Origin of the sequence: Streptococcus sp. CF10-1, assembly GCF_024295825.1 — a bacterium.
In the GTDB taxonomy this organism is placed as follows: Bacteria; Bacillota; Bacilli; order Lactobacillales; family Streptococcaceae; genus Streptococcus.
In genome coordinates, this window is record NZ_JANCPQ010000004.1 from 186,985 (window position 1) to 209,450 (window position 22,466).

The window sequence follows — 22,466 nt, forward strand, 5'->3', positions numbered from 1 at the left end:
TGGTTTCAACTTGTATACAAGTTGAATTGAACTCGGGCTAAAAGCTCAAGTTAGCTGATTTGAACCCAATTGAACTCGGGCTAAAAGCTCGGAAAATAGATAAGCTTTCCTAGAATCTTTGATTCTACGTCAAGCTTCCTAATTTTCAGTCGCTTTTTTAACGCCCTTAGTATCTTATCCTTACCAACGGAAGTGTGCGAAGGCACGGTTAGCTTCAGCCATACGGTGAGTGTCTTCACGTTTCTTAACTGCTGCACCAGTGTTGTTCGCAGCATCCAAGATTTCTTTTGCAAGACGGTCTTGCATTGTGTGTTCACCACGAAGGCGAGCGATGGTTACCAACCAACGAAGTCCAAGTGTTGTACGACGTTCTGGACGAACTTCAACTGGGACTTGGTAGTTAGATCCACCAACACGACGTGCACGTACCTCAAGTACAGGCATGATGTTTTCCATAGCTGTTTCAAATACTTCAAGTGCATCGTTACCAGTAGCTTCTTTGATTTGCTCAAAAGCACCGTAAACGATTGAAGCAGCTGTACCACGTTTACCATCAAGCATAACGCGGTTGATAAGACGAGTAACTAGTTGTGAATTGTAAAGCGGATCTGGCAATACGCCACGCTTTGGAGCTCTATTTTTACGACTCATTTCTCTTTATCCCCTTTCCTTATGCTTTTGGACGTTTAGTACCGTATTTAGAACGGCCTTGTTTACGATCGTTAACACCTGCAGTATCAAGTGCACCACGGACGATATGGTAACGTACCCCTGGAAGGTCTTTTACACGTCCACCGCGAAGAAGCACCACGCTGTGCTCTTGCAAGTTGTGTCCAATACCTGGGATGTAGGCAGTAACTTCGATAAGGTTGCTCAAACGTACACGAGCAAATTTACGAAGGGCAGAGTTAGGTTTTTTAGGTGTCATTGTTCCAACACGAGTTGCAACACCACGTTTTTGTGGTGAAGAAACGTTTGTTTGAACTTTTTTATGACTGTTGTAACCAACGTTCAAAGCTGGTGATTTAGATTTTTCTACTTTTGATTTACGCGGTTTGCGAACCAATTGGTTAATTGTAGGCATCTACATTCTCCTGTGTTTTTTTATTTTTGGTGATGATACACTTGGTGACAGCTACCATCTGTGTGTACTTTTGCAACATTTGTCAGCACGTCCCTGTACACTTTTGAGAGACCAAAAGTAAAAAGTACCGTCTATTATTGTAACACAATTTTTCCTTCATTGTCAAGATATTTTTCATTTTTATTCTGATCTTTTATCTCTTTGACACTAGCTCTAACCGCTTTTCTAAACCTAAAAAGGAGGCAATTTGCCTCCTTTTTTCTAGTATGGTTTTCCTTTGATTCAAGTTGTCATTTCGGAATTTTTTAACCCTTCTTATCAAAGCCAACCAGATTCTTTTGCAATGTTGGCTGCCTCTGTTCGATTACCAGCATCTAGTTTCGAAAGAATATTGGTGACATAGTTTCGGACGGTTCCATTTGATAGATAAAGCTGATCTGCGATTTCTTGATTAGACAAACCCTGAGCGATTCCCTTTAAAACAGCGATTTCTTGCTCTGTTAACGGATTGGGGTGCGCCATCACCACTTCCATCAATTCAGGCGAATACTCCTTGCGCCCTTCGAGAACAGTGTGCAAGGTTTGCATGAGGTCTGCAATGCTTCTTTCTTTTAAGACATAAGCATCCACTCCAGCCTTGACCGCACGTTCAAAATAGCCAGGGCGCTTGAAGGTCGTCACCACAACCACCTTTGTTTCTGGCTTTTCTGCTCGTATCCACTCCAAGACTTCGAGGCCTGTCTTAACAGGCATTTCTACGTCAAGAATGGCGATATCTACAGATTCTTTTTCTAAAAGTTGGATTGCTTCTTGTCCATTCTTGGCTTGTAGGACAGAATCTACATCTGGTTGAAAGGTAAGCAACTGGCACATAGCATCTCGCAACATACTTTGATCTTCCGCAACAAGTAATTTCATCTTAGTTTCTCTCCTTATAAGGTAGCCGAACCTGCACTTCAGTCGGATGTTTCTGACTGATCACTTTTACTTCTCCTGAAAAAGGAAGGACACGGTCTCGAACGGTATGGAGTTCATCTCCTTTTAGTGAAGCAAAGCCACATCCATCATCTCTCACTGTTAGAACGAGTTCTTTCTCAGTTCGTTCTAATTTTAAGTAGGCTTTCGACGCTTTGGCATGTTTGATGATGTTGGTCACTAACTCAAGTAAAATCATGGAGGCCGTTGATTCTAATTCCTGAGTTAGGCTAGCTGTATCTAGTTGGTGATTGATTTCTGTCTCAATTCCTGCAATTTCCAGCATTTTTTTAACAGTCGCAAATTCGGAAGCAAGGGTTCTGGTTTTAAGATTGTCGATAATTGTACGAACTTCATTCATGGATTCTTTACTGATCTGATGAATTTCTTTTAACTCTTTTTCCACTTGAGGATAGGCCTGCATTTGAAGAAGCTGGAGGGCAAGATCCGTCTTCACACTCAACATGGCAAAGGTATGGCCTAGACTGTCATGAAGATCCTGACCGATACGACTGCGTTCATTTTCAGCCAAGAAAAGATTGAGCTTGGCATTTTGCTTTCTCTTTTCTTCTTTTAGTTCTTCTGTCATCCGAATGCGATAAAGGCCAAAAGTAAAGGCATCAGAAAAGATAAAAGTCACCAAGAAAAAGAGCAGTTGCCAGGGGCTAACTTGATTAACCAGATAAATCCCTGTCAAAATCAAGGGTTGCAAGACAATAAAACTGACAAAACGCCAAGAGTGAAAAGAAATCCCATCCAGTTGGTAAACGAGGAGGTTTGATAAATAAAAGATAAACCAAGCGAAACCCACATTTAACCAGACGGAACTGTAAAAAATGTAAGCAAGCATGATCCACCAAGCTAGCCACTGCACGGTGCGATTCTGACTGACTAAAACCGAATAGAAAGCTAGGACAAATAGTAGGGTCCATAACAAGGTTAAAAGCGGGTACTCTCCAACGATGACACCCGCTATAGGAAAGATGATAAACACTAACGAAATATGAAACATATAATGAGTGTTTTTTAATTTTTCCAACATAGATTTATTTTACCTCAATCCGTTTTTTCAGCTGAATTACCAATACACTAAAGAAAACCGTATAGCCTAGTACAACCAAGGCAGCAAGAATGTTAAACTCGTGGTGCTCCAAATAAGTAGAGACAACCTGCATCAGTTGATAGGTTGGAGTCAGTTTTCCAATAGATTGGAGCCATTCTGGAAAGGAACTCAAAGGGAACCAGAGTCCACCTAGGACAGCCAAAGCAATATAGGCAATATTTCCAATAACCGTCATCAGTTGAGCACTGGGAAGCAAGCTCACCAAGACACCCATGCTGATAAAGACCACGCTTCCGACCAGCAAAATAGCTCCAATCACCAACCAGTCAAGCCAAGGCAGAGTCACTCCACGGACAAAATGGCCAACCGAAAAGACAACTATAATTGATAGCAAGAAAGTCAGTAGAGTACTGAACAGTTTTGATACATAATATTCTACCATAGAAACAGGAGAATGTTGAATCAATTTTTGCCAGTTGTTTGTCTTATCAGACTCGAGTGTGCTAGGAATACTGAAAAAGGCGCTTGACATGATACTAAAGACCGTCATAGCAAAGAGATAGGCTTGAAGAGCGATTTCTGGAATGTCTGACCCTGACATCATACCAGAGAAGATAAGGTAAAACACGCTTGGGAGTCCGATGGATAGCAAGTAGTAGACTGCCTGCCGTTTCATCAGAATGATTTCCATTTTCATGAGACTTGTCATATTTTTCATCGTCAATCTCCTTTAATCTTGAGTCGTTTCAAAGATACTATCTAAGAGAGTTCGATTGCGAACTTCAATTTCTTCGATCGTACAGCCCTGTTCTTGCAAGGCTTCCCATACCTGACTGGCTTCTCTGGTTGTGAAGGAAAGAGCATTTTGCTTGGTTTCAATCTCTTGAACCTGGTCCAAAGCGCTGATAACTTCCTGATAAGTTAGAGGTACCGTAAAATGTTTTTCTTGTTCTTCACCACGCATGGCATAAGGCGTCGTATCGCGAATCAATTCTCCCTTGTGGAGGACCAAGATGCGGTCGGCCGTATGCTCTACCTCTTCGATATAATGAGAAGAATAGACAATGGTGACACCATTTTGCTTCAACCGATCGACAATCTCCCAAAAATGCTGACGTGTCGAGGTATCCATAGCAGCAGTTGGTTCGTCTAAAAATAGAATTTTCGGACGACCTATTAAAGCCAAGACGAAAGAGAACAAACGTTTTTGCCCACCAGATAACTTGCCCGCTAGCTGATTTTTCTGCTTGTCTGAGAATCTCAGCAAGTCATCAATTTCTTTATCTGCAAGACTGTCGGGATAAAGTGACTTGAAAAATGATAGAAGTTCTTTCACTTTCAAGCTTTGAACAACTGCATTTTCTTGAGGCAAGACAGAAATAAGCTGCTTTAATCGAGGATCTGTTGGAGCAAAGCCTTGAATGGCGACCTGACCTGAGCTCATGAACTTGTCCCCCAAGAGGCAATCAATCAAGGTTGTTTTTCCTGCTCCGTTAGGCCCAATCAAGGCGACACATTCACCTTCGTTGATTTTAAAGGAGACGTTCCGCAAGATCTCCTTGTCTTTTATTTTCTTACTCAATTTCTCAACTTTAATCACAGTCATGAGATTCTCCTTTCAACCACTTCATTCCCATAGGGAAAACAACGAAAATCATAAATCCAAAACCCCAAGCACCACGAATAAATTGGCGAAGCACGGTTTGGTCAAACCAACCAGTAAACATTTCCACTAACCATACCAAGAGTGACAGGCCGATAAAGAAATAGATGATTGTTTTTTTCATTCCTCAAACTCCTTTTTCACATCTCTGACCAATTTCAAACCTTCTCTGACAAGCCAAGACATCATTCCAAAGCCAGCAAAGAGCTCCCAAGGAAAATGGTAGAAACCCTCGTCCAATCCTGAAAACATGAGATAGGTCATAACTCCTGCTGCTACTAAACTCACTGCGACAATCATTTTATTTTTCATTTCTTCTTCCTCCATTTCATACTTCAATTATAGTCTTTTGAAGTTAGCGGAGCTAGATGCTTCTGTCACTAGGAAATATGACAAATGTCATAAAAAAAGAAAGCTGCAAAATCAACTTTCTTTTTAATCGATTAAATTTTTATTCTACACTGAAAAGATATGGATATACAGGTTGTTGTCCTTGGTGGATTTCTACTTCTACATCTTCGAATTCTTCTGTGATTTCTTGGGCGATTTGGTTAGCCAATTCTCCACTTCCATCTTCACCAATATAGAAAGTTACGATTTCACTGTCTTCATCCAACATATGTTTCAATGTTTCCGTCAAGGTTTGGTGCATATCAGGGTTTGATACGAGGATCTTACCATCGACCATACCAAGATTGTCATTTTCATGAATTTCCAAACCATCGATAGTTGTATCACGAACGGCTGTTGTTACACTACCGCTGACCACATCACCAAGGGCTGCAGTCATGCGTTCTTTGTTTTCTTCGATTGATTTGCTTGGATCAAAGGCAAGAAGACTGGTCAACCCTTGAGGAATTGTACGTGCTTCTACTTCAACAGCTGGTTGTTCAAGCACTTCAGTCGCAGACTGAGCTGCCATAAAGATATTTTTGTTGTTTGGCAAGAAGATGATGTTGCGAGCATTGACCTGTTCAACAGCCTTGATAAAGTCTTCTGTTGAAGGATTCATCGTCTGCCCGCCTTCGATGACATAATCCACACCTTGGGCACGGAAGATATCTGCCAAGCCTTGACCTGCTACTACTGCGATAAGGGCGTACTCTTTTGTTTCAGCGGGCTTATTTCCTTGAGTCGCTTCTTTTTCAACTTGCGCCTCGTGTTGATTACGCATGTTGTCCACTTTGACCTTGATCAAGCTACCATATTTAAGACCTTCTTGCATGACAAGACCTGGATCTTCTGTATGGACGTGAACTTTGACGATTTCATCATCATTGACAACAAGGAGCGAGTCACCGAGTTCATTCAAGTAGTTACGGAATTCATCGTAGTCAAAGTCCTTAGAATAAGTTGGACCTTGTTTGAGGGCTACCATGATCTCCGTACAGTAACCGAAGGTAATATCTTCAGTTGCCACATGCCCTGCTACAGACTTGTGGTGCTCTGCATTGATCATTTCACTCATGTTGGCAGGAGTCGCTACAAAGTCTTCAGAAGCACTGTATTCACCAGTAAGAGCTGAAAGGAAGCCTTCGTAAATGAAGACCAAACCTTGACCACCTGAGTCTACCACACCAACTTCCTTAAGGACTGGAAGCATTTCTGGTGTCTTAGCCAAAGCTGCTTTCGCGCCTTCCAAGGCTGCACGCATGACCTCAACAGCATCATCTGTCTCCTCGGCTTTTTTCTTAGCCCCAATGGCAGCACCACGAGAAACAGTCAAAATGGTTCCTTCAACTGGTTTCATAACCGCTTTATAAGCTACTTCGACACCAGATTGGAAGGCAAGAGCCAAGTCTTGACCTGTTAATTCATCTTTTCCCTTGATAGCCTGAGAGAAGCCACGGAAGAGCTGAGAAGTGATAACCCCTGAGTTCCCACGCGCACCCATCAAGAGCCCTTTGGCAAGAATGCTCGCTACTTCTCCAACTGTAGAAGCAGGCTTGTCTGCTACTTCTTTCGCACCATTTTCAATGGTCATTCCCATGTTTGTCCCAGTATCTCCATCTGGAACTGGAAAGACGTTCAATGAATTGACATATTCTGCTTGCTTATTCAAACGAGTTGATGCAGCCTGCACCATCTCTTGGAATAAACTGGTAGTAATTTTTGACACGATTATTCTCCTACAACTTTGATATTTTGAATGTAGACATTCACAGTCTGAGCAGTAATTCCTAGTTGATTTTCTAGACTAAAGCGAACACGCTCTTGAATGTTTTTTGACACTTCGCTTATCTTTATTCCGTAGCTCAACACGGTATAAACATCAACTGCGATGCTACCATCTTCGGCTGCCTTCACGACAACACCCTTAGAATAATTTTCCTTACCAAGGAGGGCTTGGAAATTGTCTTTGAGGGCATTTTTACTAGCCATACCGACCACTCCAAAAATCTCAGTTGCGGCACCACCTACTACGGTTGCAATCACTTCATCTGTCAGTTCGATTTGACCATCTTTTGTATTAATTTTTACAGTCATTTTTTTTACCTCAACTAGTTGATACTCTATTTTATCATATTTCAGCCCAAGTGTAAAAGCAGAATGCTGTATCGGCGGATATTTACTCTATTTTTCAAATGGTTTTATCTCTAGAGCAAAAGAAAAAGACCTAAGCGGTCTTTTCATTTTTATTAAACGCGTTCAACTTTACCTGATTTCAAAGCACGAGCTGAAGCCCAAACTTTTTTAGGTTTACCATCGATAAGAACAGTAACTTTTTGAAGGTTTGGTTTTACGGCACGTTTTGTTTGGTTCATCGCGTGTGAACGGTTGTTTCCTGATACAGTCTTACGACCTGTAAAGTAACATACTTTAGCCATTGTGTTTTCCTCCCATTAGATCTAATATAGCGGATGTGCTAGCACCACATACCGTACTATGTTATCACACTTTCTCTATTTTGGCAAGGAAATTAGGAGACTTTTTTTATTTAACGTAAACAACTCCAAGTTTACCAAAAGCAACTTCCCCACGAATAATCAAAGTTTTACTGGTTGGTGCTACAGGAGCATCTGCCTTAGCTGCACCAAAGGATGTTTCTACTTTCAAATCGACACGCCAGTGTTGTGGGACATATACTGTTGCATTTCCGAAAGCCACTTCAATATTTAAAGTCGCAAAATCACCTAACATCTCTGCATTGTCATAGTAGATTTTAGCATCCCCAAACGCGACTTCCACTTGGTCGTCTACAATATCTTGATCTTGCTTATAGAAAGTCCCGCTTCCAAATACGACTTCCTTATCCGTAATGACTGTTTTTTCTCCATTGTACCACCACTTTTTTTCATGCCAGAACTTACTTGAATGTGTCAGATAACCAACACCGAGTACCACTAAGATGCTAGCCCAGATGAGAGAATGATTAGGCACCGGCAACAAGTCATAAGCATAATTTGCAATGATGAGCGCCAGTAAACCTGTAAAAACTGCCGCAGTTAGATGGCGTCTAAGGATGGACTCAATGGACTTATAAGCAAAAAAAACAATTCCTAGCAAAGGCCATATCTTACCATCCAAAGAAGGAATGCCAAAATTTCCTTGCAGCAAGATCCAGGCTGCTAAAACCAATAAAACAATACCAAATGCTTTCTTTTTCATGTCTTTTACCTCATGTTTCTTAGATTTTCTTTTAGGAGGGATTGGTAATGCCGTGAGACATGAACCTCCTTGTGCGTCTGATAAAAGGAAATGGTGCCCGTTCCTGAAAAGGACTTGTCCACCGAGTATATCTGACGGATGTTTGTGATCGTTGACTTGGACACTCGACTAAAATAGCGAGGCAAGATGGACTCCAACTCATAGAGTTTGAGACGAACCTCATAGGCTTCCTTCTGTGTATGAGCGTAAATCTTGCTCCCTTCTGTTTCAAAGAAGAGAATTTCTGACAGGTCTAGATAATATTCACCTGTCCCCTTGTAAAAAGTCACCCTCGGAGCCTTTGACTCTTGCAAAAGTCGTTGCAAGTCTGCAATTTCATCTGTCAAAGCAGGGGTCTTGATGACAATTTCAATCTCCTCTAAATTGCCGTCAATCTCAATTCGTAACTTCATCACATCTCCTTTCTGACTCTACTATATCAAAGCTAAGTTAGGAATACAAGGGTAAAAAAGCAAGTGGTCAATATGAAGCAGTAAGTGGTTGTAGGACCAGCCTAACTTACATGTCAGAATAGGAAGAAAAGGAACCCCCACACCAGACCACAAGCATAGCCAACCAAGACATCCTTGGGATAATGAACACCCCCTAAAACTCTCACCAAGCCCAGCAAAGCTGAAAAGAGCAGGCATGCTAAGCCAACAGGTAGACTAGCATGCAGACAGGCCATGGAGATAATAGTTGCCGAAAAGACATGGCGACTGGGCAACGACTGTCCCGAACTATCCTTGTCAAGCAGGGGACGGATGTCCCAAGTTTCATAAGGTCGCGGGTGGTTGATTCTCTTACGAAAAAGAGACAAAATCACAAAACCTGATGCAGGAATAAGCACATAAACCCCAACTTGCTGACCCAGTCCCAGTTTCAGATAAGTAGTGACTAGCAAGGTCAGATAGACCAGGGGCATGGCGACTGTCATCAAGCGATTAAAACTGCGTAACAGAAATAGAAGGGTGGGATGGCTAGTTAGTTTGGAGCTAAGGTTGCTATACCATTCTTGATAATTTTTCATTAAATTTCTCATTCATTACCTTGTTTTCGTCTACAGGTGAGACGTTTATCTTCTAGTATAGTGCAGAAAAAGAAGGCCGTCAAGCCTTCTTTTGATTTATTCTTCTGCTTCGTCTTCTGTAAATTGACTATTGTACAAATCAGCGTAGAAGCCACCTTGCGCCATCAGCTCCTCGTGATTGCCTTGCTCGATGATATTGCCATCTTTCATGACAAGAATCAAGTCGGCATTACGAATAGTAGACAAGCGATGGGCGATGACAAAGGAAGTTCTGCCCTCCATCAAACGGTCCATGGCTTTTTGAATCAATTCCTCTGTACGTGTGTCGACAGAAGAGGTCGCTTCATCCAAAATCAAGAGCGGTGCATCTTTGAGAAGGGCACGAGCAATGGTCAAGAGCTGTTTTTGTCCAACAGACAAGGTCACGGTGTCATCCAAAACAGTATCGTAACCATCTGGCAAAGTCATGATAAAGTGGTGGATTCCCACAGCCTTGCTGGCTTCCATCATTCGTTCATCACTGATGTCTGTCTGATTATAGATCAGGTTCTCTCGAATCGTTCCTTCAAAGAGCCAAGTATCTTGCAAGACCATTGAAAAGGCATCATGTACTTCTGAGCGCTTCATGTCCTTGGTATCCACACCATCGATGCGGATACTTCCCTTATCTAGCTCATAGAACTTCATCAAAAGATTGACAATGGTTGTCTTACCAGCTCCAGTCGGTCCAACGATAGCGACTTTCTGACCTGCATGAGCTGTCGCAGAAAAGTCATGGATGATGGTGCGCTCTGGTGTATAGCCAAAGGATACGTGATCAAAAACCACTTCCCCTTTCATGCTACTCAATTGTCTTTCCTTGTGAGATTCATCCTGCATCTCTGCTTCAGCTAGAAATTCTAATACACGAGTCATGGCTGCGCTCGCTTGTTGCAAGCTCGTAATCCCTTGGGCAATCTGTGACAGAGGTTGAGAGAAGGTCCGTACGTAAACCATAAAGGCTACGATAATCCCTATAGTGATATGCCCTTCTAACGCCAGCGCGGCCCCAACGATGATGACTAAGACATAACTAAAGTTCCCAACAAAGAACATGGCTGGCATCATGATACCAGAGATAAACTGAGATTTCCAGATACTATCATGCAAGTCTTGGTTTAAACCTGCAAATCTCGCTTTGGAGGTGTCCACTGCGTTGTAGCTGGTCACAACATTATGACCTGAGTACATTTCTTCTACGTAACCATTGACGGCCGCTAGATTATTTTGCTGAGCTTTAAAATAACCCTGTGACTTGGCCATGATTACGGAAACCGCCGCAAAACCAACAAGGGTTGATACAACGGTTACCAATGCCAAAATCCAGTTCATCCCAAACATGGTCACCAAAACGGCAATCAGCAAGAAACTAGCTGAAAGAACAGTTCCTAAACTTTGGTTGAGAGATTGCGCTGCCGTATCCACATCATTGGTCACGCGCGAAAGGGTATCTCCTTGTGAATGACGGTCAAAATAGCCAAGTGGCAAACGATTAATCTTTTCAGCGATAGCCGTCCGCAAGCGTTTTGAAAAATGTTGGATACTCGTTGAAAAGATATAGGCCTGTGTATAGTTAAGAATGGCGCCAAATACATAGAGAATCACTAAAAAGCTAGCAATGTTTGACACAGCTACCAAGTCGATTTCTGTAGCCAAACCATCTGAAATCAAGTTAGTAATTTCTTTAATCTTAGTTGGACCATAAACGGTAATGATACTTGAAATGACTGCAGCCACAACTGCTATTAGGAGAGGGAGTTGGAGGCCTGCCATATAAGGTTTGCACTGTTTCCAGACCGACACTTTTTTATTTTCCATGTTCCAATTCCTCCTTCGATAGTTGTGAGTAGGCAATTTCTTGGTAGACTTCGTTGGTAGCTAGAAGTTCCTTGTGGGTGCCTTGTCCCACGACTTTTCCTTGATCCAATACTAAGATCAAGTCTGCATCCATAATGGTAGAAATGCGCTGCGCTACGATGAGCTTGGTCATGGATTTTGTTTTCTCGGCTAGCTCTTGGCGTAGGACACGATCTGTCTTGTAGTCCAAGGCTGAGAAGGAATCATCAAAGATGAGAATCTCTGGTTTACGAGCCAAGGCACGCGCAATGGCCAGACGCTGTCTTTGACCTCCTGAGAAGTTGGTTCCGCCTTGGGCCACTTCTGATGCAAGACCTGCTTCCTTGTCCTCGATGAAGCTTTTAGACTGGGCCAATTCAAGGGCTTGCCACATAGCAGCTTCGCTTAGAGGAGTTTCTTTGCTCTTACCAAAGTCCAAGTTCCCCTTGACATCTCCAGAAAAGAGGACTGCTTTTTGAGGGATATAGCCGACCTTATTGCGCAAATCTTCCAAGTCATAATCTTGCACATTGACACCATCCACTAGGATTTGTCCATCAGAAACGTCGTAAAAACGTGGCAAGAGGTTGACAAGCGTAGACTTACCTGATCCAGTCGATCCGATGAAGGCTACGGTTTGACCCGCTTCTGCTTTGAAAGTGACATGTTCCACGACTGCTTCAGAGTTTTTAGAGTAGCGGAAAGTCACATCACGGAATTCCACTTGTCCTTGAACTGAAGGATCCGCTGTCTGTGCATGACTAGGATTTTCAATAGAAGAATGCAGATCCAATACTTGATTGATACGTCCTGCCGAAACCAAGGTACGAGGAAGAACGATAAAGAGCGCTCCCATGAGAAGGAAGCCCATCACGACCTGCATAGCATAGGACATGAAGACCACCATATCACTAAAGAGTGGCAGACGTTCTGCCAAACTTGCGTCGTTGATAATATAGGCACCAATCCAGTAAATGGCTAAACTCAATCCACTGGAAATCGCCATCATGATCGGGTTCATAATCGCCATCAATCGATTGACAAAGAGATTGAGACGCGTCACTTCGTCATTGGCTGCTTCAAATTTCTTATCTTGGTAATCTTCCGCATTGTATGCGCGAACAACTCGAATCCCAGTCAAACTTTCACGAGTGATGCTATTGAGTTTATCTGTCAATTTTTGGATGACCGATTGTTTTGGAAAGGCCAGAGTCATGAGAACGGTGGTCATCAAGACATTCACAATAACAGCCACAACGACCGCCCAGAGCCAGTATTCCGATTTTCCAAGGATTTTTCCAATGGCCCAGATAGCCATAATTGGCCCACGAGTAACCACTTGCAAGCCCATGGTAAAGAGCATCTGTACCTGGGTAATATCATTGGTCGTCCGAGTCAAGAGACTTGGGATTGAAAAACGTTTGATCTCTGTCTGCGAAAAATCTAAAACACGATTAAAAACATCTCTTCGCAAGTGAGTTGTGTAAGACGCTGCAACACGAGAAGCAAAAAATCCAACTGTTACAGAAGACAGAAAGGCTAGGAGAGATAATCCCATCATCTTGGCAGCAGGAGACCATAGTTGTCCTAACTCCGTACCCGGTGTTCCAATCAATTCTGTTATTTCTGAAATATAGGTCGGCACTTCTAACTCGAGATAGACCGAGAAACAAGTGAAAAGAACAGTGAGTAGGATCATCCCCCACTCTTTTCCTGTAATATGTTTAGCAAGTTTCTTCATTCTCTCCTCCTATTCTTTCTACATTAGCCTGTAGTTGTCCGAGAACTTCTTCAAAAACGGCTAGCTTTTCCTTTGAAATTCCTTCCAGTAGGCTACTGGCAATCCGTTCAAAAAGCGCCTTAACTTCTTGCATCTGAGATCGTGATTTATCGGTCAAACGAACAAGTTTTGCTCGTTTATCACTTGGACTGGCCTCTAACTCGACCAGACCATTTTGTACCATACGCTTGACCAAGTTGCTAGCAACTGACTTGGTGATATTGAGTTCTGTCTCAATATCCTTGATAAGCGTTAATTCTTGATTATGCTCACGACGATCTAAAAACTGCAGGACCTGCCCTTGCGGTCCCCCCATAAATTCAATACCGCAACGTTTGGCTTCTTTCTGCAACATCAGGTGGATCTGGTACCCAAAACGTTTAAAAATCAACAACGATTTGTCCATGATTGCTCCCTTCTCATGATTTTATATAGTTCTCTGGAGAACTAATTTAGTTTCCGTGAGAACTATTTTATCACTTTCGGAGGAGATGTCAAGAAAAAAGTTTCCTAGAGAACTATTCTAGTCTAAATTGACATTGGAGAATATTTTCTCTATAATAAGCACTAGCTACCATGGATAGGAATCCATTCACTCGATGAAGGGAGAAAACGTTCAAATGAAACCAGAAGAACAAAAAGTTTTAGGGATTTTAGCAACCATTTTTGGAGCCATCGCACTTTTAGGATCTTGGATCCCGTTTATTAACTATCTATCGTTTTTCATCGCTATTGTCGCTTTGATCTTAGGTATTATCGGACTTATTGCCAATCTCAAAAAACGGAAAACAATGGCCATTATCGGAACATCCTTGTCAATTGCTTCTATTATACTCTTCCTTACGACCCAAATGTTGTATGCTAATGTCTACAAAGAGTTTGTCAGAGAGTTTAACCGTTCCTATAGAGAAGCCAGTTCCTCAATGGAACGCGACTTGACAGATGATACCATTGATTCACTCCCTGAAGAGGAGGAAGAGGATTCCTTCACTTGGACCCAAGAACAGTTCGACGCTTTAATCGAAGGTGACCTTGATAACAAAGGAAAAGGTGGCACCAACTACAAGGATATCATCAAAAAACACGGACTACCAGACTCCGAATTTGATTCAATCATTGAGGGCTACGACACCAAGAAAATTACCTATATTGGCATTGATGATAAAATCAAGACCGTTACTCTGACCTTTGTAAAACAGGATAATGGTCAACTCTTACTAGTTCATAAAATAGCTGTAGGCCTAGGAGAAAGACAGCAGCAAAGAGATTCTGGAATCAGAGTCTAATCTCAAATATAAAAAGCGAACAGCTAGCAAGTCTGTTCGCTTTTTTATTAGAACCCATCGACATTTGTGTAGATCTTTTGGACGTCCTCATCATCTTCAAGAACGCTGTAAAGTTTTTCAAATGTTTCCAAATCTTCACCGGACAACTCAACTTCTGATTGAGGAATCATTTCCAATTCAGTCACTTGGAATTCTTCGATGCCAGACTCACGAAGGGCAACGATAGCCTTATGAAGGTCTGTTGGAGCTGTGTAAACAGTGATTGTTCCTTCTTCCGCTTCTACATCATCCACATCAATATCTGCTTCAAGCAACAATTCAAAGATAGCATCCGCATCATCACCAGCAAATACGATAACACCCTTGTTGTCAAAGAGGTAAGAAACAGAACCTGAAGCACCCATGTTTCCGCCATTTTTACCAAAAGCAGCACGAACGTTCGCAGCTGTACGGTTGACGTTTGAAGTCAGAGTATCAACGATCAACATCGAACCATTTGGTCCAAATCCTTCGTAACGTCCTTCTGTAAAGGTTTCGTCTGTGTTTCCTTTTGCCTTATCGATAGCCTTATCAATAACGTGTTTCGGCACTTGCGCTTGTTTGGCACGATCGATAACGAATTTCAAAGCAGTGTTTGATTCTGGATCTGGTTCCCCTTTTTTAGCTGCTACATAGATTTCTACACCAAATTTTGCATATACTTTAGAGTTAGCTCCATCTTTAGCCGTTTTCTTGGCTACGATATTGGCCCATTTACGTCCCATTAGGAATCTCCTTTTTTCACATTTTAATCTTTCTTATTATAACACAAGTCTAGCTGATTTTCACTAGAGGAAATGGATTTTCTTTTGCAAAGCAAGCTAGGCTTTCCCTCCGACTGCCACGATTTTCTTGCCTTCTTTTATCCAAGGGTGTCGGGAAAGGGAGAAGTAAAGTTGGACAGTCATCACAACCCAGAGTAGCGGTTCACAGAGAATAACACCTGTATAGCCTGTCCAAGGAATAATCCAAGCTACGAAAATAATTTTCCCAAACAATTCTATAAAGCTAGATATAAGTGGCAAAAGTTTTTGGCCTAGTCCCTGCAAGCTATTTCTATAAATCAATAAAAGACTTAAAAATGGATAGAATACCGAACTGATACGTAAGTACAAGGTCCCGTTTTCTACCAAATAGCTGTCTGTCGAACTCGCCAAGAAAGAGACTAGGCTAGGACTGGCAAAAAATAGGAAAATACAGGCAAAGGCTGCCCAAGACATACTCAAATAGCTCCCTAAACGAAGGCCTTGGATAATACGTTCGGGACGTTTTGCACCAAAGTTTTGAGAGATAAAAGTCGTCATTGATGCTGAAATAGCTGTCATTGGCAGCAAGGCAAAGGCCATGATTCGCCGTGCTGCCGTTTGAGCACTGATAATGACTGCACCAAAACTATTGACAGAGGATTGCAAAATGACACTTCCGATAGAGACGATTGACCCCATCAGACCCATGGCTAGTCCCTGCTCCAAAAGATCCACATAGAGAGCCTTATTCCATTTGAAATGTTTGAGACCCGGAAGAAGCTCTGGAACACTCTTACGAATATAAAAATGACAGAGGATTGCTGACAAACCTTGCGAGATAATAGTCGCAAGACCAGCAGACTGAACACCCAGATGCAGTTGCGTAATAAAATACAAATCCAAGATCACATTAACGATAGCTGAGAAGATAAGAAAAGCAAGAGCCGCAAGGCTATCACCAATCGAGCGCAGTAAGCCTGCAAAAAGATTGTAAGCAAAACTAACCCCTACACAGGTAACAATCATGGAGATATACTCGTAGGATTGAGGAAGGATTTCTACAGGTGTCTCTAAATATTGCAAGAGTGGATAAAGGCCAAAGAAGCCCATCAGCATGACAAGGGCACTCAGGATAGCACCCAGAATCCAAGTTGCCGCAACAGCTTCTTTAATCTTAGCAAAATTACGAGCACCGTAGAGGCGAGCGATGACAACTCCCATCCCATTTCCAACTCCGAGGGCAAAACCGATGATCAGATCAAAAATAGCCGTCGTTGCTCCTACTGCTGCTAGGGATTCTTGTCCAAGGAACCGCCCTACAATCAAGACGTCAGCTGTATTATACAGCTGTTGGAAGATATTGGACAACAGAATTGGAAGGGCGAAGCTCAAAAGTGAGGGAAGAATGGAGCCATGAATCAGGTCCACTGTTCGTTTTTTATTCATAAAGATATTATATCAGCTTTCCAGAGGACCGACAAGATTCTTTAACGAATCCTGAAATCAATTGCTTACAGAGAGACAATTTGCTATAATCAAGAAAAGGAGGTCATTTATGAGTTTGACCAGTCAATTAATAACCGATGTGTTTCCAGATCTTGATAAAGTTGAAAAGCTAAATAACGAAGCTTTCCCCGAGGAAGAACGGGTCCCTCTTTCTGAGTTTTTGCGCTATCAGGACCGTGATGACGCCCACTTTTTTGCTTTTTATAACGAAGAAGAATTTGTTGGCTTTGCTTTTGCCATCTCCAACCAAAAGGCCTTCTATATTAGCTTTTTTGCCATCATGCCTCACTTAAGAAGTCACGGATATGGGAAGGAAATTATCGACAAACTAACTGATTTTTATCAGCGAACCATGTTGCTTGAAGTAGAGCGGTTGGATGAAGAATGCGATAACTTGGAACAAAGAAAAGCTCGTATGAGCTTCTATCAACAAAATGGCTTCAAAACAGCTAACGCTTTTCTAGAGTATGATGGCTTGAGTTTTGAAATTCTCTACCGCGGTGACCATTTCGACGAGGAAGCCTATCGCGACATCTTCCAAAAATTACAAGATGAACATTATTTTGACTTTCACATCAAATACAGACGCTTTAGTGATCATTAGTTGTTTCAAGGAAGAGAAGTCTAACGAACTTTCTCACAATAAAACGCATAATATCAAGGTTCTGAATACCTGATATTATGCGTTTTTATGATGACTCTATAATATTTGTAGTGGGTAAATCCCCCAATAATTGACTCATAGTCTTAAGAACTTAAGCTAAATACAACCATTCTTTCACTCAATCCCCATCTTCGCTGCTTTCTCTGCATGGATAACTGTTGTGTCATAAAGAGGAAGAGCTATATCAGATTGCTTTACTAGAAGACCAATCTCTGTACAGCCTAGGATAACGGCTTCTGCACCAGCATTTTTTAAATCGTCTATAACGGTAAGATATGTCTGTTTTGAACTTTCTCTGATATCTCCCAGACAGAGTTCATCATAGATAATCCGATTGACGTCCGCAATGCCTGCTTGGTCTGGAATCAGCACTTCTAGCCCAGATTCTAGTAATTTCTCCTTGTAAAAGTCTTGGGTCATGGTATACTTAGTCCCCAAGAGTCCAACCTTTCGAATACCATCATCTACCAGGGCTTGAGCAGTTGCTTGCGCAATGTGCAAAATTGGAATTGCAATTTTCTTCTGAATCTGCGGCGCAACCTTGTGCATGGTATTGGTACAGATGACGATAAAGTCCGCACCCGCCTGCTCTAAGCGCTGGGCAATGTCCGCCAGCACCTGCGCACTCTTGTCCCAGTCTCCAACAGCCTGATAATGCTCAATCTCTGCAAAATCCACACTGTAAAGCAGGATTTTAGCAGAATGCAGACCGCCTAGTTCCCTTTTGATAGTTTCGTTGATAATTTGGTAGTAAGAAGTAGTGCTTTCCCAACTCATACCCCCGATTAAACCGATTGTTTTCATCGTCTAATTAAACTCCTCCTTGTTAATGATTGCCAATGAATTGTACAATATACTACTGTGAGATCTGTTTCCGACGGCAATCGCAAACAACACTTCCGTGATAGTCGTTTCTTTACATCCTTCCACAAAGGGATCACTAATAATTTAGTTCATAACAATCTTAATTTATATGACTAAATCCAGATTTTTAGCTTATCACTCTATCATCAAATTTTGGCTAATTTATATAGTTTATATTCATAGTGATAGGTGGAATAAGTTAACAAAAAACCTGTTGTATTATACCGTGAGAAAAAATGTGGTAGTTATTCAAACGGGCTGTCCTCATTATACTACTAAAATCCCTTACTTACAATATATTATTCCCAACCTAAAATATCTGATTGCCAAATTCTCAACTTGTTCATTCTATTCTTTAAACAAAACTAGGAGAACTGAGCATACTGCTCTGCAAGTTTGCCTTATTTTGAAATATCATAAAGATTATGGCGGCGAAAAACTACTAAATAAAGTAAGAAAATAATCCATAAAATTGGAAGCCCCCAATTCACCAGAGAAAGACCAGCTGTAAACGGCATAGTCTTAAACAGAATAAATAAGATAAGGAGTAAAACAACTAACACAATGAAAGAGGGGGCGTTTCCAACTGTAACAGAGACATTGTCATTTTCTTTGATATCTAGAAGTAATGTCTGACTTGTAAATCCCAGAATGTCTTTAATATAAAGAGAATGTTTTCCTGCCGATAGTTCAATTTGCTTATCTACAATTGCAGTAACTTTGCCTTGATTGACATCGTCCACTATCAGATAAAGCAAGCCTCTGTCATTGACAAAACTTAATTTTCTATGAAGTTGCAAAACAGCCATAATAAATACCTCCTAACGACCAATATTATATATGTTTTAAAAATTGAATATAGGCAGATGCGCTTCTCTCAATTTCTTACTTTGTTGAAACCGGGTGTCCTCTCTGAACCATAAAAAGCAACGAAATCACGATAATTTCAGCGACAATAAAAATTTAAATAAAATCTTAAAAGGAACTAATCCTGCTCAAGAGTATAATAATATTTCCCATCAGGTTGATAATCCTTTTCCTGAATCCCAGCAGATACTGCTAATGATATTTTTCTCCTCCATTTTTACCATAAGACCAACCATAAATTAATACATTATCTATCCACTTTTTAGCAATGACGGACTAGAAAAATTAAATATAGGAAATTGAAAAACTAAGTTTTGATGAGATTCAACTAATTACTAGTCTCTTTTTTTATTTATAGTACCTTCTGGGCATTCTTTATATAATTCATGAAATTGTATATTCTTCTAGGTATTTCCCCAATTCCTCAATCCAACGTTTATTAATGGTTGAATGTCCCATATCTGAGTGTGTCACTATGATTAATGTTTTCATCTATATTTTCCTCCCTATTTATTAGGTACTGAATTATCAAATTAGGTGCACAAATTTCTCATAGATACTTCATAAGATATTATTCAATTTAGACATTTCTGAGCTCTATGATTTAGTTTTTCTTCCTATTTTTTGAATTAAGAAATCATCAATCTTTATCCGGTGTTGTGATTTCATTTGTCAATTACTTCACCATCAGAGCCATTAGCAGTTATAATTATCCTACTTTAACAGCTAGTTGATTTGAGGAAATGAAAATAGCAAATCTGTTAGTGTAGCAAGACAATTTCTATCATTTTGACCAATATTCTCTAGTCCCTATTTCAAATACTTATCGGTGTTTTATTGGTTTTTACGAATGGTATGGGAAATTAGTGAAGTAGGATAATTTTACTTACTACAGAAATTATGAAACTATTTTTAGATACTCTTTAGGACTCTATCTCAGATTACCCAAAGGAATAGAATTTCCCAATTCATGCATTGCTCTATTCGGTTCGAAGAGCTTCAACAGGATTCTTGCGAGCGGCAATCTTGGAAGGAATATAGCCGGCAAAGAATGTCAAAACAATGCTAAGAGCCACTAATACAGCTGCATTCTCAGGAGAGAGGTTAGCTGTGAAACCTTTGATATTCAACGAATCAGCTACCAATTGGTTAATGGGAATAGTCAGAAGTGCTGCTATTCCGATACCTAATACCCCAGAGCTCAAACCCAACAGCCCTGCTTCAGCATTAAAAATGCGCGAAATATCTTTCTTACGGCTTCCCAGAGCTCGCAAAATTCCGATTTCTTTCGTTCTCTCTACAACAGAAACATAGATTAAAATTCCAATCATAATGGAAGAAACTAACAGTGAGATGCCTGAAAAGGCAGTTAGAATAAAGGTTACAGAACCAATAATATCAGTAAAAGCCTCTGATACTGTTTTTGCCATATCCGTATAGGAGACAGAGTAGCGTTCATAATCATTGCTGTTTTTGCCATATTTTTTGGCTACATCTTCATTAAAGGTGTGTATAGTTTGCAGGATCTTCTTTCGATCTTCAAAAGACTTGGCATAAAAACTTAAACTTGTTGGTGTGTTGTCACCTCCTAGTTGTTGCATCATTGTTTGGTAGCTTTCTTCTGACAGAACCTCGCCACTGATGTCCAAGACACTACGGGTCTGGCTTTTTTCCTGTGCTTGAACAATAGCTGAACTTTTTTCTACCTCCAATAATTGATTGAGAAAAGTTTGACTATAGCCAATCGTTCCATTAAATGGGGTTGTGGTAGCATCCTTTAGCTGCATGATTTCTGTTATTCTCAGAGTTTGCCCTTCTTGATAAAGGCTGTCTGTCACTTCATTAGGAATAAAGCGCTCTCCAATTTGTCGGAAATATTGGTCATTTGTAAGAACATGGATTTCTTTACCAAGAAGTTCTTCTATCTTTACTTTATTTTTTCCCTTATATCCTAACATAGCAAGTTGTTGTTCGCTTAAACTACCATCTGAATCTAAAAATAGAATAGCTTGATTAGCAGTTGGATACTTAAATATCTTATCTTCGCTAGCAACTAATCGGTACTTATCCGTAATGGTGGTTTCATCTGTTGGAAGAACTGCAAAGTTGGTAGTAGTTGCCATTAAAGTTCGTACCACATTATCTTGAATCTGATGGATCTGACCATCTGTATCCTTGACAAAAGCCTTAAGAGTATAACCAGTATTGAAATTTAGACTTTTGTAGTAAGATTTAGCATGCTTTTTCATATATGAGATGAAATCGCCGTCTTTTCCCCCTAGAGCATCTTCAGTGTAACGATTCTGATGTGTTTTCCCTTGCTCAGCTACCTTGATTTCTTTGATTGGTTCTTCAGTTTTTTCTGCTAATCGATCGGATAAGGTTCGAATTCCTCCTGAGTCTGCTGCTGATATAGTTATGGGCATAGTGGAAAGGGTGTCTTCCTGCATACTTTTAATATAGCCATTCATCCCAGATGAAATCGCTAAAACAGAAGCAATACCTATAATTCCAATACTTGCTGCAAAAATCGTTAAAATACTCCGAACTTTCTTAGTCAGTAAATTTTTAAAACTAGAGCTAATTGCCCGAGTAAAAGACATAGAAGTTTTGCCCAGCTTGTAACCCTTATTGGAATCAATTTGAGGATTTGGGGCTGTATCTTCGATAATCTTTCCATCTGATAATCGGACAATTCGACTACTACATTTTTCTGCCAACTCAGGATTATGAGTCACCATGATAACCAACTTACCCTGACTGATTTTCTTAATCAATTCCATAATTTGTATACTAGTGCTACTGTCTAGTGCGCCAGTAGGTTCATCAGCTAAAATAATTTTAGGATTGGTTACCAAGGCCCGAGCAATAGCCACTCGCTGCATCTGACCACCAGATAATTGATTGGGTTTCTTGTGAATATGCTGCTCCAGTCCAACATCTTTCAGAGCTACAACTGCTCTTTCCTGACTTTCTTTATTGGATAAACCTGAGATAGATAGAGCTATTTTAACATTTTCTAATACTGACAAATGGCTGATGAGCTGGTAATTTTGAAAGATGAAACCAATGGTCCCATTACGATAACTATCCCAATCTTTATCTTTGAAAGATTTCGTCGAAGTGCCATCTACAATCATATCTCCTTCATCATAACTATCTAAACCACCAATAATATTGAGGAGAGTTGTTTTGCCACTGCCACTAGCGCCTAGGATAGAGACAAATTCATGTTCACCAAAACAGATGGATACATCATTCAGTACTCGGTTTTCTTCCTCACCACTATTGTAAATCTTTGTAATATGCTTTAATTCTAACATCAGCATCTCCTCTCTTCTTACTCTCTACCTGACATACAGTCAAAATTCCAAGA

The 22,466-nt window shown here is 40.7% G+C and carries 25 protein-coding genes; 2 read left to right on the top strand and 23 right to left on the bottom strand.

The window, feature by feature from the left end; translation table 11 throughout:
• Positions 1 to 180: 180 nt before the first annotated feature.
• From rpsG to NMM25_RS06870, 17 genes are all read right to left on the bottom strand, one after another.
• On the bottom strand, positions 181 to 651 hold the full coding sequence (gene rpsG, locus NMM25_RS06790) for a 30S ribosomal protein S7 (protein ID WP_050313718.1): 471 nt from the start codon (positions 649 to 651) through the stop codon (positions 181 to 183).
• Positions 652 to 670: 19 nt separating this feature from the next.
• On the bottom strand, positions 671 to 1,084 hold the full coding sequence (rpsL, locus tag NMM25_RS06795) for a 30S ribosomal protein S12 (RefSeq protein ID WP_001142332.1): 414 nt from the start codon (positions 1,082 to 1,084) through the stop codon (positions 671 to 673).
• Between the two features lie 318 nt (positions 1,085 to 1,402).
• A complete protein-coding gene (locus NMM25_RS06800) occupies positions 1,403 to 2,002 on the bottom strand; it encodes a response regulator transcription factor (protein ID WP_254736358.1) in 600 nt (199 codons plus the stop codon).
• A gap of 1 nt (position 2,003) precedes the next feature.
• Positions 2,004 to 3,101 carry a sensor histidine kinase gene (locus NMM25_RS06805; protein ID WP_254736359.1) on the bottom strand — a complete coding sequence of 366 codons (1,098 nt, stop codon included), beginning with the start codon at positions 3,099 to 3,101 and terminating at the stop codon, positions 2,004 to 2,006.
• Between the two features lie 4 nt (positions 3,102 to 3,105).
• A complete protein-coding gene (locus NMM25_RS06810) occupies positions 3,106 to 3,840 on the bottom strand; it encodes an ABC transporter permease (protein WP_254736360.1) in 735 nt (244 codons plus the stop codon).
• A 12-nt stretch (positions 3,841 to 3,852) separates the two neighbouring features.
• On the bottom strand, positions 3,853 to 4,728 hold the full coding sequence (locus NMM25_RS06815; protein ID WP_254736361.1) for an ABC transporter ATP-binding protein: 876 nt from the start codon (positions 4,726 to 4,728) through the stop codon (positions 3,853 to 3,855).
• Positions 4,715 to 4,909, bottom strand: coding sequence for a hypothetical protein (locus NMM25_RS06820; RefSeq protein WP_125840979.1), 195 nt, complete (start codon positions 4,907 to 4,909; stop codon positions 4,715 to 4,717). Before NMM25_RS06820 ends, NMM25_RS06815 begins: the two co-directional genes overlap by 14 nt.
• Positions 4,906 to 5,112, bottom strand: coding sequence for a hypothetical protein (locus NMM25_RS06825; protein ID WP_000390701.1), 207 nt, complete (start codon positions 5,110 to 5,112; stop codon positions 4,906 to 4,908). The genes NMM25_RS06820 and NMM25_RS06825 overlap by 4 nt, the downstream gene beginning before the upstream one ends.
• Positions 5,113 to 5,236: 124 nt before the next feature.
• Complete coding sequence (locus NMM25_RS06830) at positions 5,237 to 6,904, bottom strand: DAK2 domain-containing protein (protein WP_254736362.1); 1,668 nt, start codon at positions 6,902 to 6,904, stop codon at positions 5,237 to 5,239.
• Between the two features lie 2 nt (positions 6,905 to 6,906).
• Positions 6,907 to 7,272 carry an Asp23/Gls24 family envelope stress response protein gene (locus NMM25_RS06835; protein WP_000216435.1) on the bottom strand — a complete coding sequence of 122 codons (366 nt, stop codon included), beginning with the start codon at positions 7,270 to 7,272 and terminating at the stop codon, positions 6,907 to 6,909.
• A 152-nt stretch (positions 7,273 to 7,424) separates the two neighbouring features.
• The gene (gene rpmB, locus NMM25_RS06840) at positions 7,425 to 7,613 is read right to left on the bottom strand and encodes a 50S ribosomal protein L28 (RefSeq protein ID WP_001140948.1); all 189 of its coding nucleotides are present in this window, start codon (positions 7,611 to 7,613) and stop codon (positions 7,425 to 7,427) included.
• Between the two features lie 106 nt (positions 7,614 to 7,719).
• On the bottom strand, positions 7,720 to 8,394 hold the full coding sequence (locus NMM25_RS06845; RefSeq protein WP_084868251.1) for a hypothetical protein: 675 nt from the start codon (positions 8,392 to 8,394) through the stop codon (positions 7,720 to 7,722).
• 5 nt (positions 8,395 to 8,399) lie between these two features.
• Complete coding sequence (locus NMM25_RS06850; protein WP_125840976.1) at positions 8,400 to 8,846, bottom strand: LytTR family DNA-binding domain-containing protein; 447 nt, start codon at positions 8,844 to 8,846, stop codon at positions 8,400 to 8,402.
• Between the two features lie 113 nt (positions 8,847 to 8,959).
• Positions 8,960 to 9,463, bottom strand: a complete 504-nt coding sequence (locus NMM25_RS06855; RefSeq protein WP_254736363.1) for a phosphatase PAP2 family protein — start codon at positions 9,461 to 9,463, stop codon at positions 8,960 to 8,962.
• 96 nt (positions 9,464 to 9,559) lie between these two features.
• Positions 9,560 to 11,320, bottom strand: a complete 1,761-nt coding sequence (locus NMM25_RS06860; RefSeq protein WP_254736364.1) for an ABC transporter ATP-binding protein — start codon at positions 11,318 to 11,320, stop codon at positions 9,560 to 9,562.
• The gene (locus tag NMM25_RS06865; RefSeq protein WP_254736365.1) at positions 11,310 to 13,079 is read right to left on the bottom strand and encodes an ABC transporter ATP-binding protein; all 1,770 of its coding nucleotides are present in this window, start codon (positions 13,077 to 13,079) and stop codon (positions 11,310 to 11,312) included. Before NMM25_RS06865 ends, NMM25_RS06860 begins: the two co-directional genes overlap by 11 nt.
• Positions 13,063 to 13,524, bottom strand: coding sequence for a MarR family winged helix-turn-helix transcriptional regulator (locus tag NMM25_RS06870; protein WP_254736366.1), 462 nt, complete (start codon positions 13,522 to 13,524; stop codon positions 13,063 to 13,065). Before NMM25_RS06870 ends, NMM25_RS06865 begins: the two co-directional genes overlap by 17 nt.
• A 193-nt stretch (positions 13,525 to 13,717) precedes the next feature.
• Between NMM25_RS06870 and NMM25_RS06875 the strand changes: the two genes are divergently transcribed.
• Entirely contained in the window at positions 13,718 to 14,404 is a 687-nt protein-coding gene (locus tag NMM25_RS06875; protein WP_254736367.1) for a DUF308 domain-containing protein, read from the top strand.
• 47 nt (positions 14,405 to 14,451) lie between these two features.
• Here the strand turns inward: NMM25_RS06875 and NMM25_RS06880 are convergent, their stop codons facing one another.
• Both NMM25_RS06880 and NMM25_RS06885 read right to left on the bottom strand, forming a co-directional pair.
• A complete protein-coding gene (locus NMM25_RS06880) occupies positions 14,452 to 15,168 on the bottom strand; it encodes a YebC/PmpR family DNA-binding transcriptional regulator (protein ID WP_000532898.1) in 717 nt (238 codons plus the stop codon).
• Between the two features lie 96 nt (positions 15,169 to 15,264).
• Complete coding sequence (locus NMM25_RS06885) at positions 15,265 to 16,635, bottom strand: MATE family efflux transporter (protein ID WP_254736368.1); 1,371 nt, start codon at positions 16,633 to 16,635, stop codon at positions 15,265 to 15,267.
• 109 nt (positions 16,636 to 16,744) lie between these two features.
• On the opposite strand from NMM25_RS06885, the gene NMM25_RS06890 reads away from it, so the two are divergent.
• Entirely contained in the window at positions 16,745 to 17,299 is a 555-nt protein-coding gene (locus NMM25_RS06890; protein ID WP_000060287.1) for a GNAT family N-acetyltransferase, read from the top strand.
• Positions 17,300 to 17,473: 174 nt separating this feature from the next.
• On the opposite strand, the gene NMM25_RS06895 is transcribed toward NMM25_RS06890, so the two are convergent.
• The 4 genes from NMM25_RS06895 to NMM25_RS06915 form a co-directional block, all read right to left on the bottom strand.
• Positions 17,474 to 18,163, bottom strand: coding sequence for an aspartate/glutamate racemase family protein (locus NMM25_RS06895; RefSeq protein WP_007520719.1), 690 nt, complete (start codon positions 18,161 to 18,163; stop codon positions 17,474 to 17,476).
• 461 nt (positions 18,164 to 18,624) lie between these two features.
• Positions 18,625 to 19,032 (bottom strand): hypothetical protein, encoded by a 408-nt coding sequence (locus tag NMM25_RS06900; protein WP_061407315.1) that lies wholly within the window; start codon positions 19,030 to 19,032, stop codon positions 18,625 to 18,627.
• Positions 19,033 to 19,474: 442 nt separating this feature from the next.
• Positions 19,475 to 19,582: an NAD(P)H-dependent oxidoreductase gene (locus NMM25_RS06910; RefSeq protein ID WP_254736369.1), complete on the bottom strand. Its 108-nt coding sequence runs from the start codon at positions 19,580 to 19,582 to the stop codon at positions 19,475 to 19,477.
• 488 nt (positions 19,583 to 20,070) lie between these two features.
• Positions 20,071 to 22,413, bottom strand: coding sequence for an ATP-binding cassette domain-containing protein (locus NMM25_RS06915; RefSeq protein WP_254736370.1), 2,343 nt, complete (start codon positions 22,411 to 22,413; stop codon positions 20,071 to 20,073).
• Between the last annotated feature and the right edge of the window lie 53 nt (positions 22,414 to 22,466).

What these genes read in the sequence shown, in the direction of transcription:
- rpsG (WP_050313718.1), bottom strand. Translation starts at nt 651, where the DNA reads ATGAGTCGTAAAAATAGAGCTCCAAAGCGTGGCGTATTGCCAGATCCG.
- rpsL (WP_001142332.1), bottom strand. Translation starts at nt 1,084, where the DNA reads ATGCCTACAATTAACCAATTGGTTCGCAAACCGCGTAAATCAAAAGTA.
- NMM25_RS06800 (WP_254736358.1), bottom strand. Translation starts at nt 2,002, where the DNA reads ATGAAATTACTTGTTGCGGAAGATCAAAGTATGTTGCGAGATGCTATG.
- NMM25_RS06805 (WP_254736359.1), bottom strand. Translation starts at nt 3,101, where the DNA reads ATGTTGGAAAAATTAAAAAACACTCATTATATGTTTCATATTTCGTTA.
- NMM25_RS06810 (WP_254736360.1), bottom strand. Translation starts at nt 3,840, where the DNA reads ATGAAAAATATGACAAGTCTCATGAAAATGGAAATCATTCTGATGAAA.
- NMM25_RS06815 (WP_254736361.1), bottom strand. Translation starts at nt 4,728, where the DNA reads ATGACTGTGATTAAAGTTGAGAAATTGAGTAAGAAAATAAAAGACAAG.
- NMM25_RS06820 (WP_125840979.1), bottom strand. Translation starts at nt 4,909, where the DNA reads ATGAAAAAAACAATCATCTATTTCTTTATCGGCCTGTCACTCTTGGTA.
- NMM25_RS06825 (WP_000390701.1), bottom strand. Translation starts at nt 5,112, where the DNA reads ATGGAGGAAGAAGAAATGAAAAATAAAATGATTGTCGCAGTGAGTTTA.
- NMM25_RS06835 (WP_000216435.1), bottom strand. Translation starts at nt 7,272, where the DNA reads ATGACTGTAAAAATTAATACAAAAGATGGTCAAATCGAACTGACAGAT.
- rpmB (WP_001140948.1), bottom strand. Translation starts at nt 7,613, where the DNA reads ATGGCTAAAGTATGTTACTTTACAGGTCGTAAGACTGTATCAGGAAAC.
- NMM25_RS06845 (WP_084868251.1), bottom strand. Translation starts at nt 8,394, where the DNA reads ATGAAAAAGAAAGCATTTGGTATTGTTTTATTGGTTTTAGCAGCCTGG.
- NMM25_RS06850 (WP_125840976.1), bottom strand. Translation starts at nt 8,846, where the DNA reads ATGAAGTTACGAATTGAGATTGACGGCAATTTAGAGGAGATTGAAATT.
- NMM25_RS06855 (WP_254736363.1), bottom strand. Translation starts at nt 9,463, where the DNA reads ATGAAAAATTATCAAGAATGGTATAGCAACCTTAGCTCCAAACTAACT.
- NMM25_RS06860 (WP_254736364.1), bottom strand. Translation starts at nt 11,320, where the DNA reads ATGGAAAATAAAAAAGTGTCGGTCTGGAAACAGTGCAAACCTTATATG.
- NMM25_RS06865 (WP_254736365.1), bottom strand. Translation starts at nt 13,079, where the DNA reads ATGAAGAAACTTGCTAAACATATTACAGGAAAAGAGTGGGGGATGATC.
- NMM25_RS06870 (WP_254736366.1), bottom strand. Translation starts at nt 13,524, where the DNA reads ATGGACAAATCGTTGTTGATTTTTAAACGTTTTGGGTACCAGATCCAC.
- NMM25_RS06875 (WP_254736367.1), top strand. Translation starts at nt 13,718, where the DNA reads ATGAAGGGAGAAAACGTTCAAATGAAACCAGAAGAACAAAAAGTTTTA.
- NMM25_RS06880 (WP_000532898.1), bottom strand. Translation starts at nt 15,168, where the DNA reads ATGGGACGTAAATGGGCCAATATCGTAGCCAAGAAAACGGCTAAAGAT.
- NMM25_RS06885 (WP_254736368.1), bottom strand. Translation starts at nt 16,635, where the DNA reads ATGAATAAAAAACGAACAGTGGACCTGATTCATGGCTCCATTCTTCCC.
- NMM25_RS06890 (WP_000060287.1), top strand. Translation starts at nt 16,745, where the DNA reads ATGAGTTTGACCAGTCAATTAATAACCGATGTGTTTCCAGATCTTGAT.
- NMM25_RS06895 (WP_007520719.1), bottom strand. Translation starts at nt 18,163, where the DNA reads ATGAAAACAATCGGTTTAATCGGGGGTATGAGTTGGGAAAGCACTACT.
- NMM25_RS06900 (WP_061407315.1), bottom strand. Translation starts at nt 19,032, where the DNA reads ATGGCTGTTTTGCAACTTCATAGAAAATTAAGTTTTGTCAATGACAGA.
- NMM25_RS06910 (WP_254736369.1), bottom strand. Translation starts at nt 19,582, where the DNA reads ATGAAAACATTAATCATAGTGACACACTCAGATATGGGACATTCAACC.
- NMM25_RS06915 (WP_254736370.1), bottom strand. Translation starts at nt 22,413, where the DNA reads ATGTTAGAATTAAAGCATATTACAAAGATTTACAATAGTGGTGAGGAA.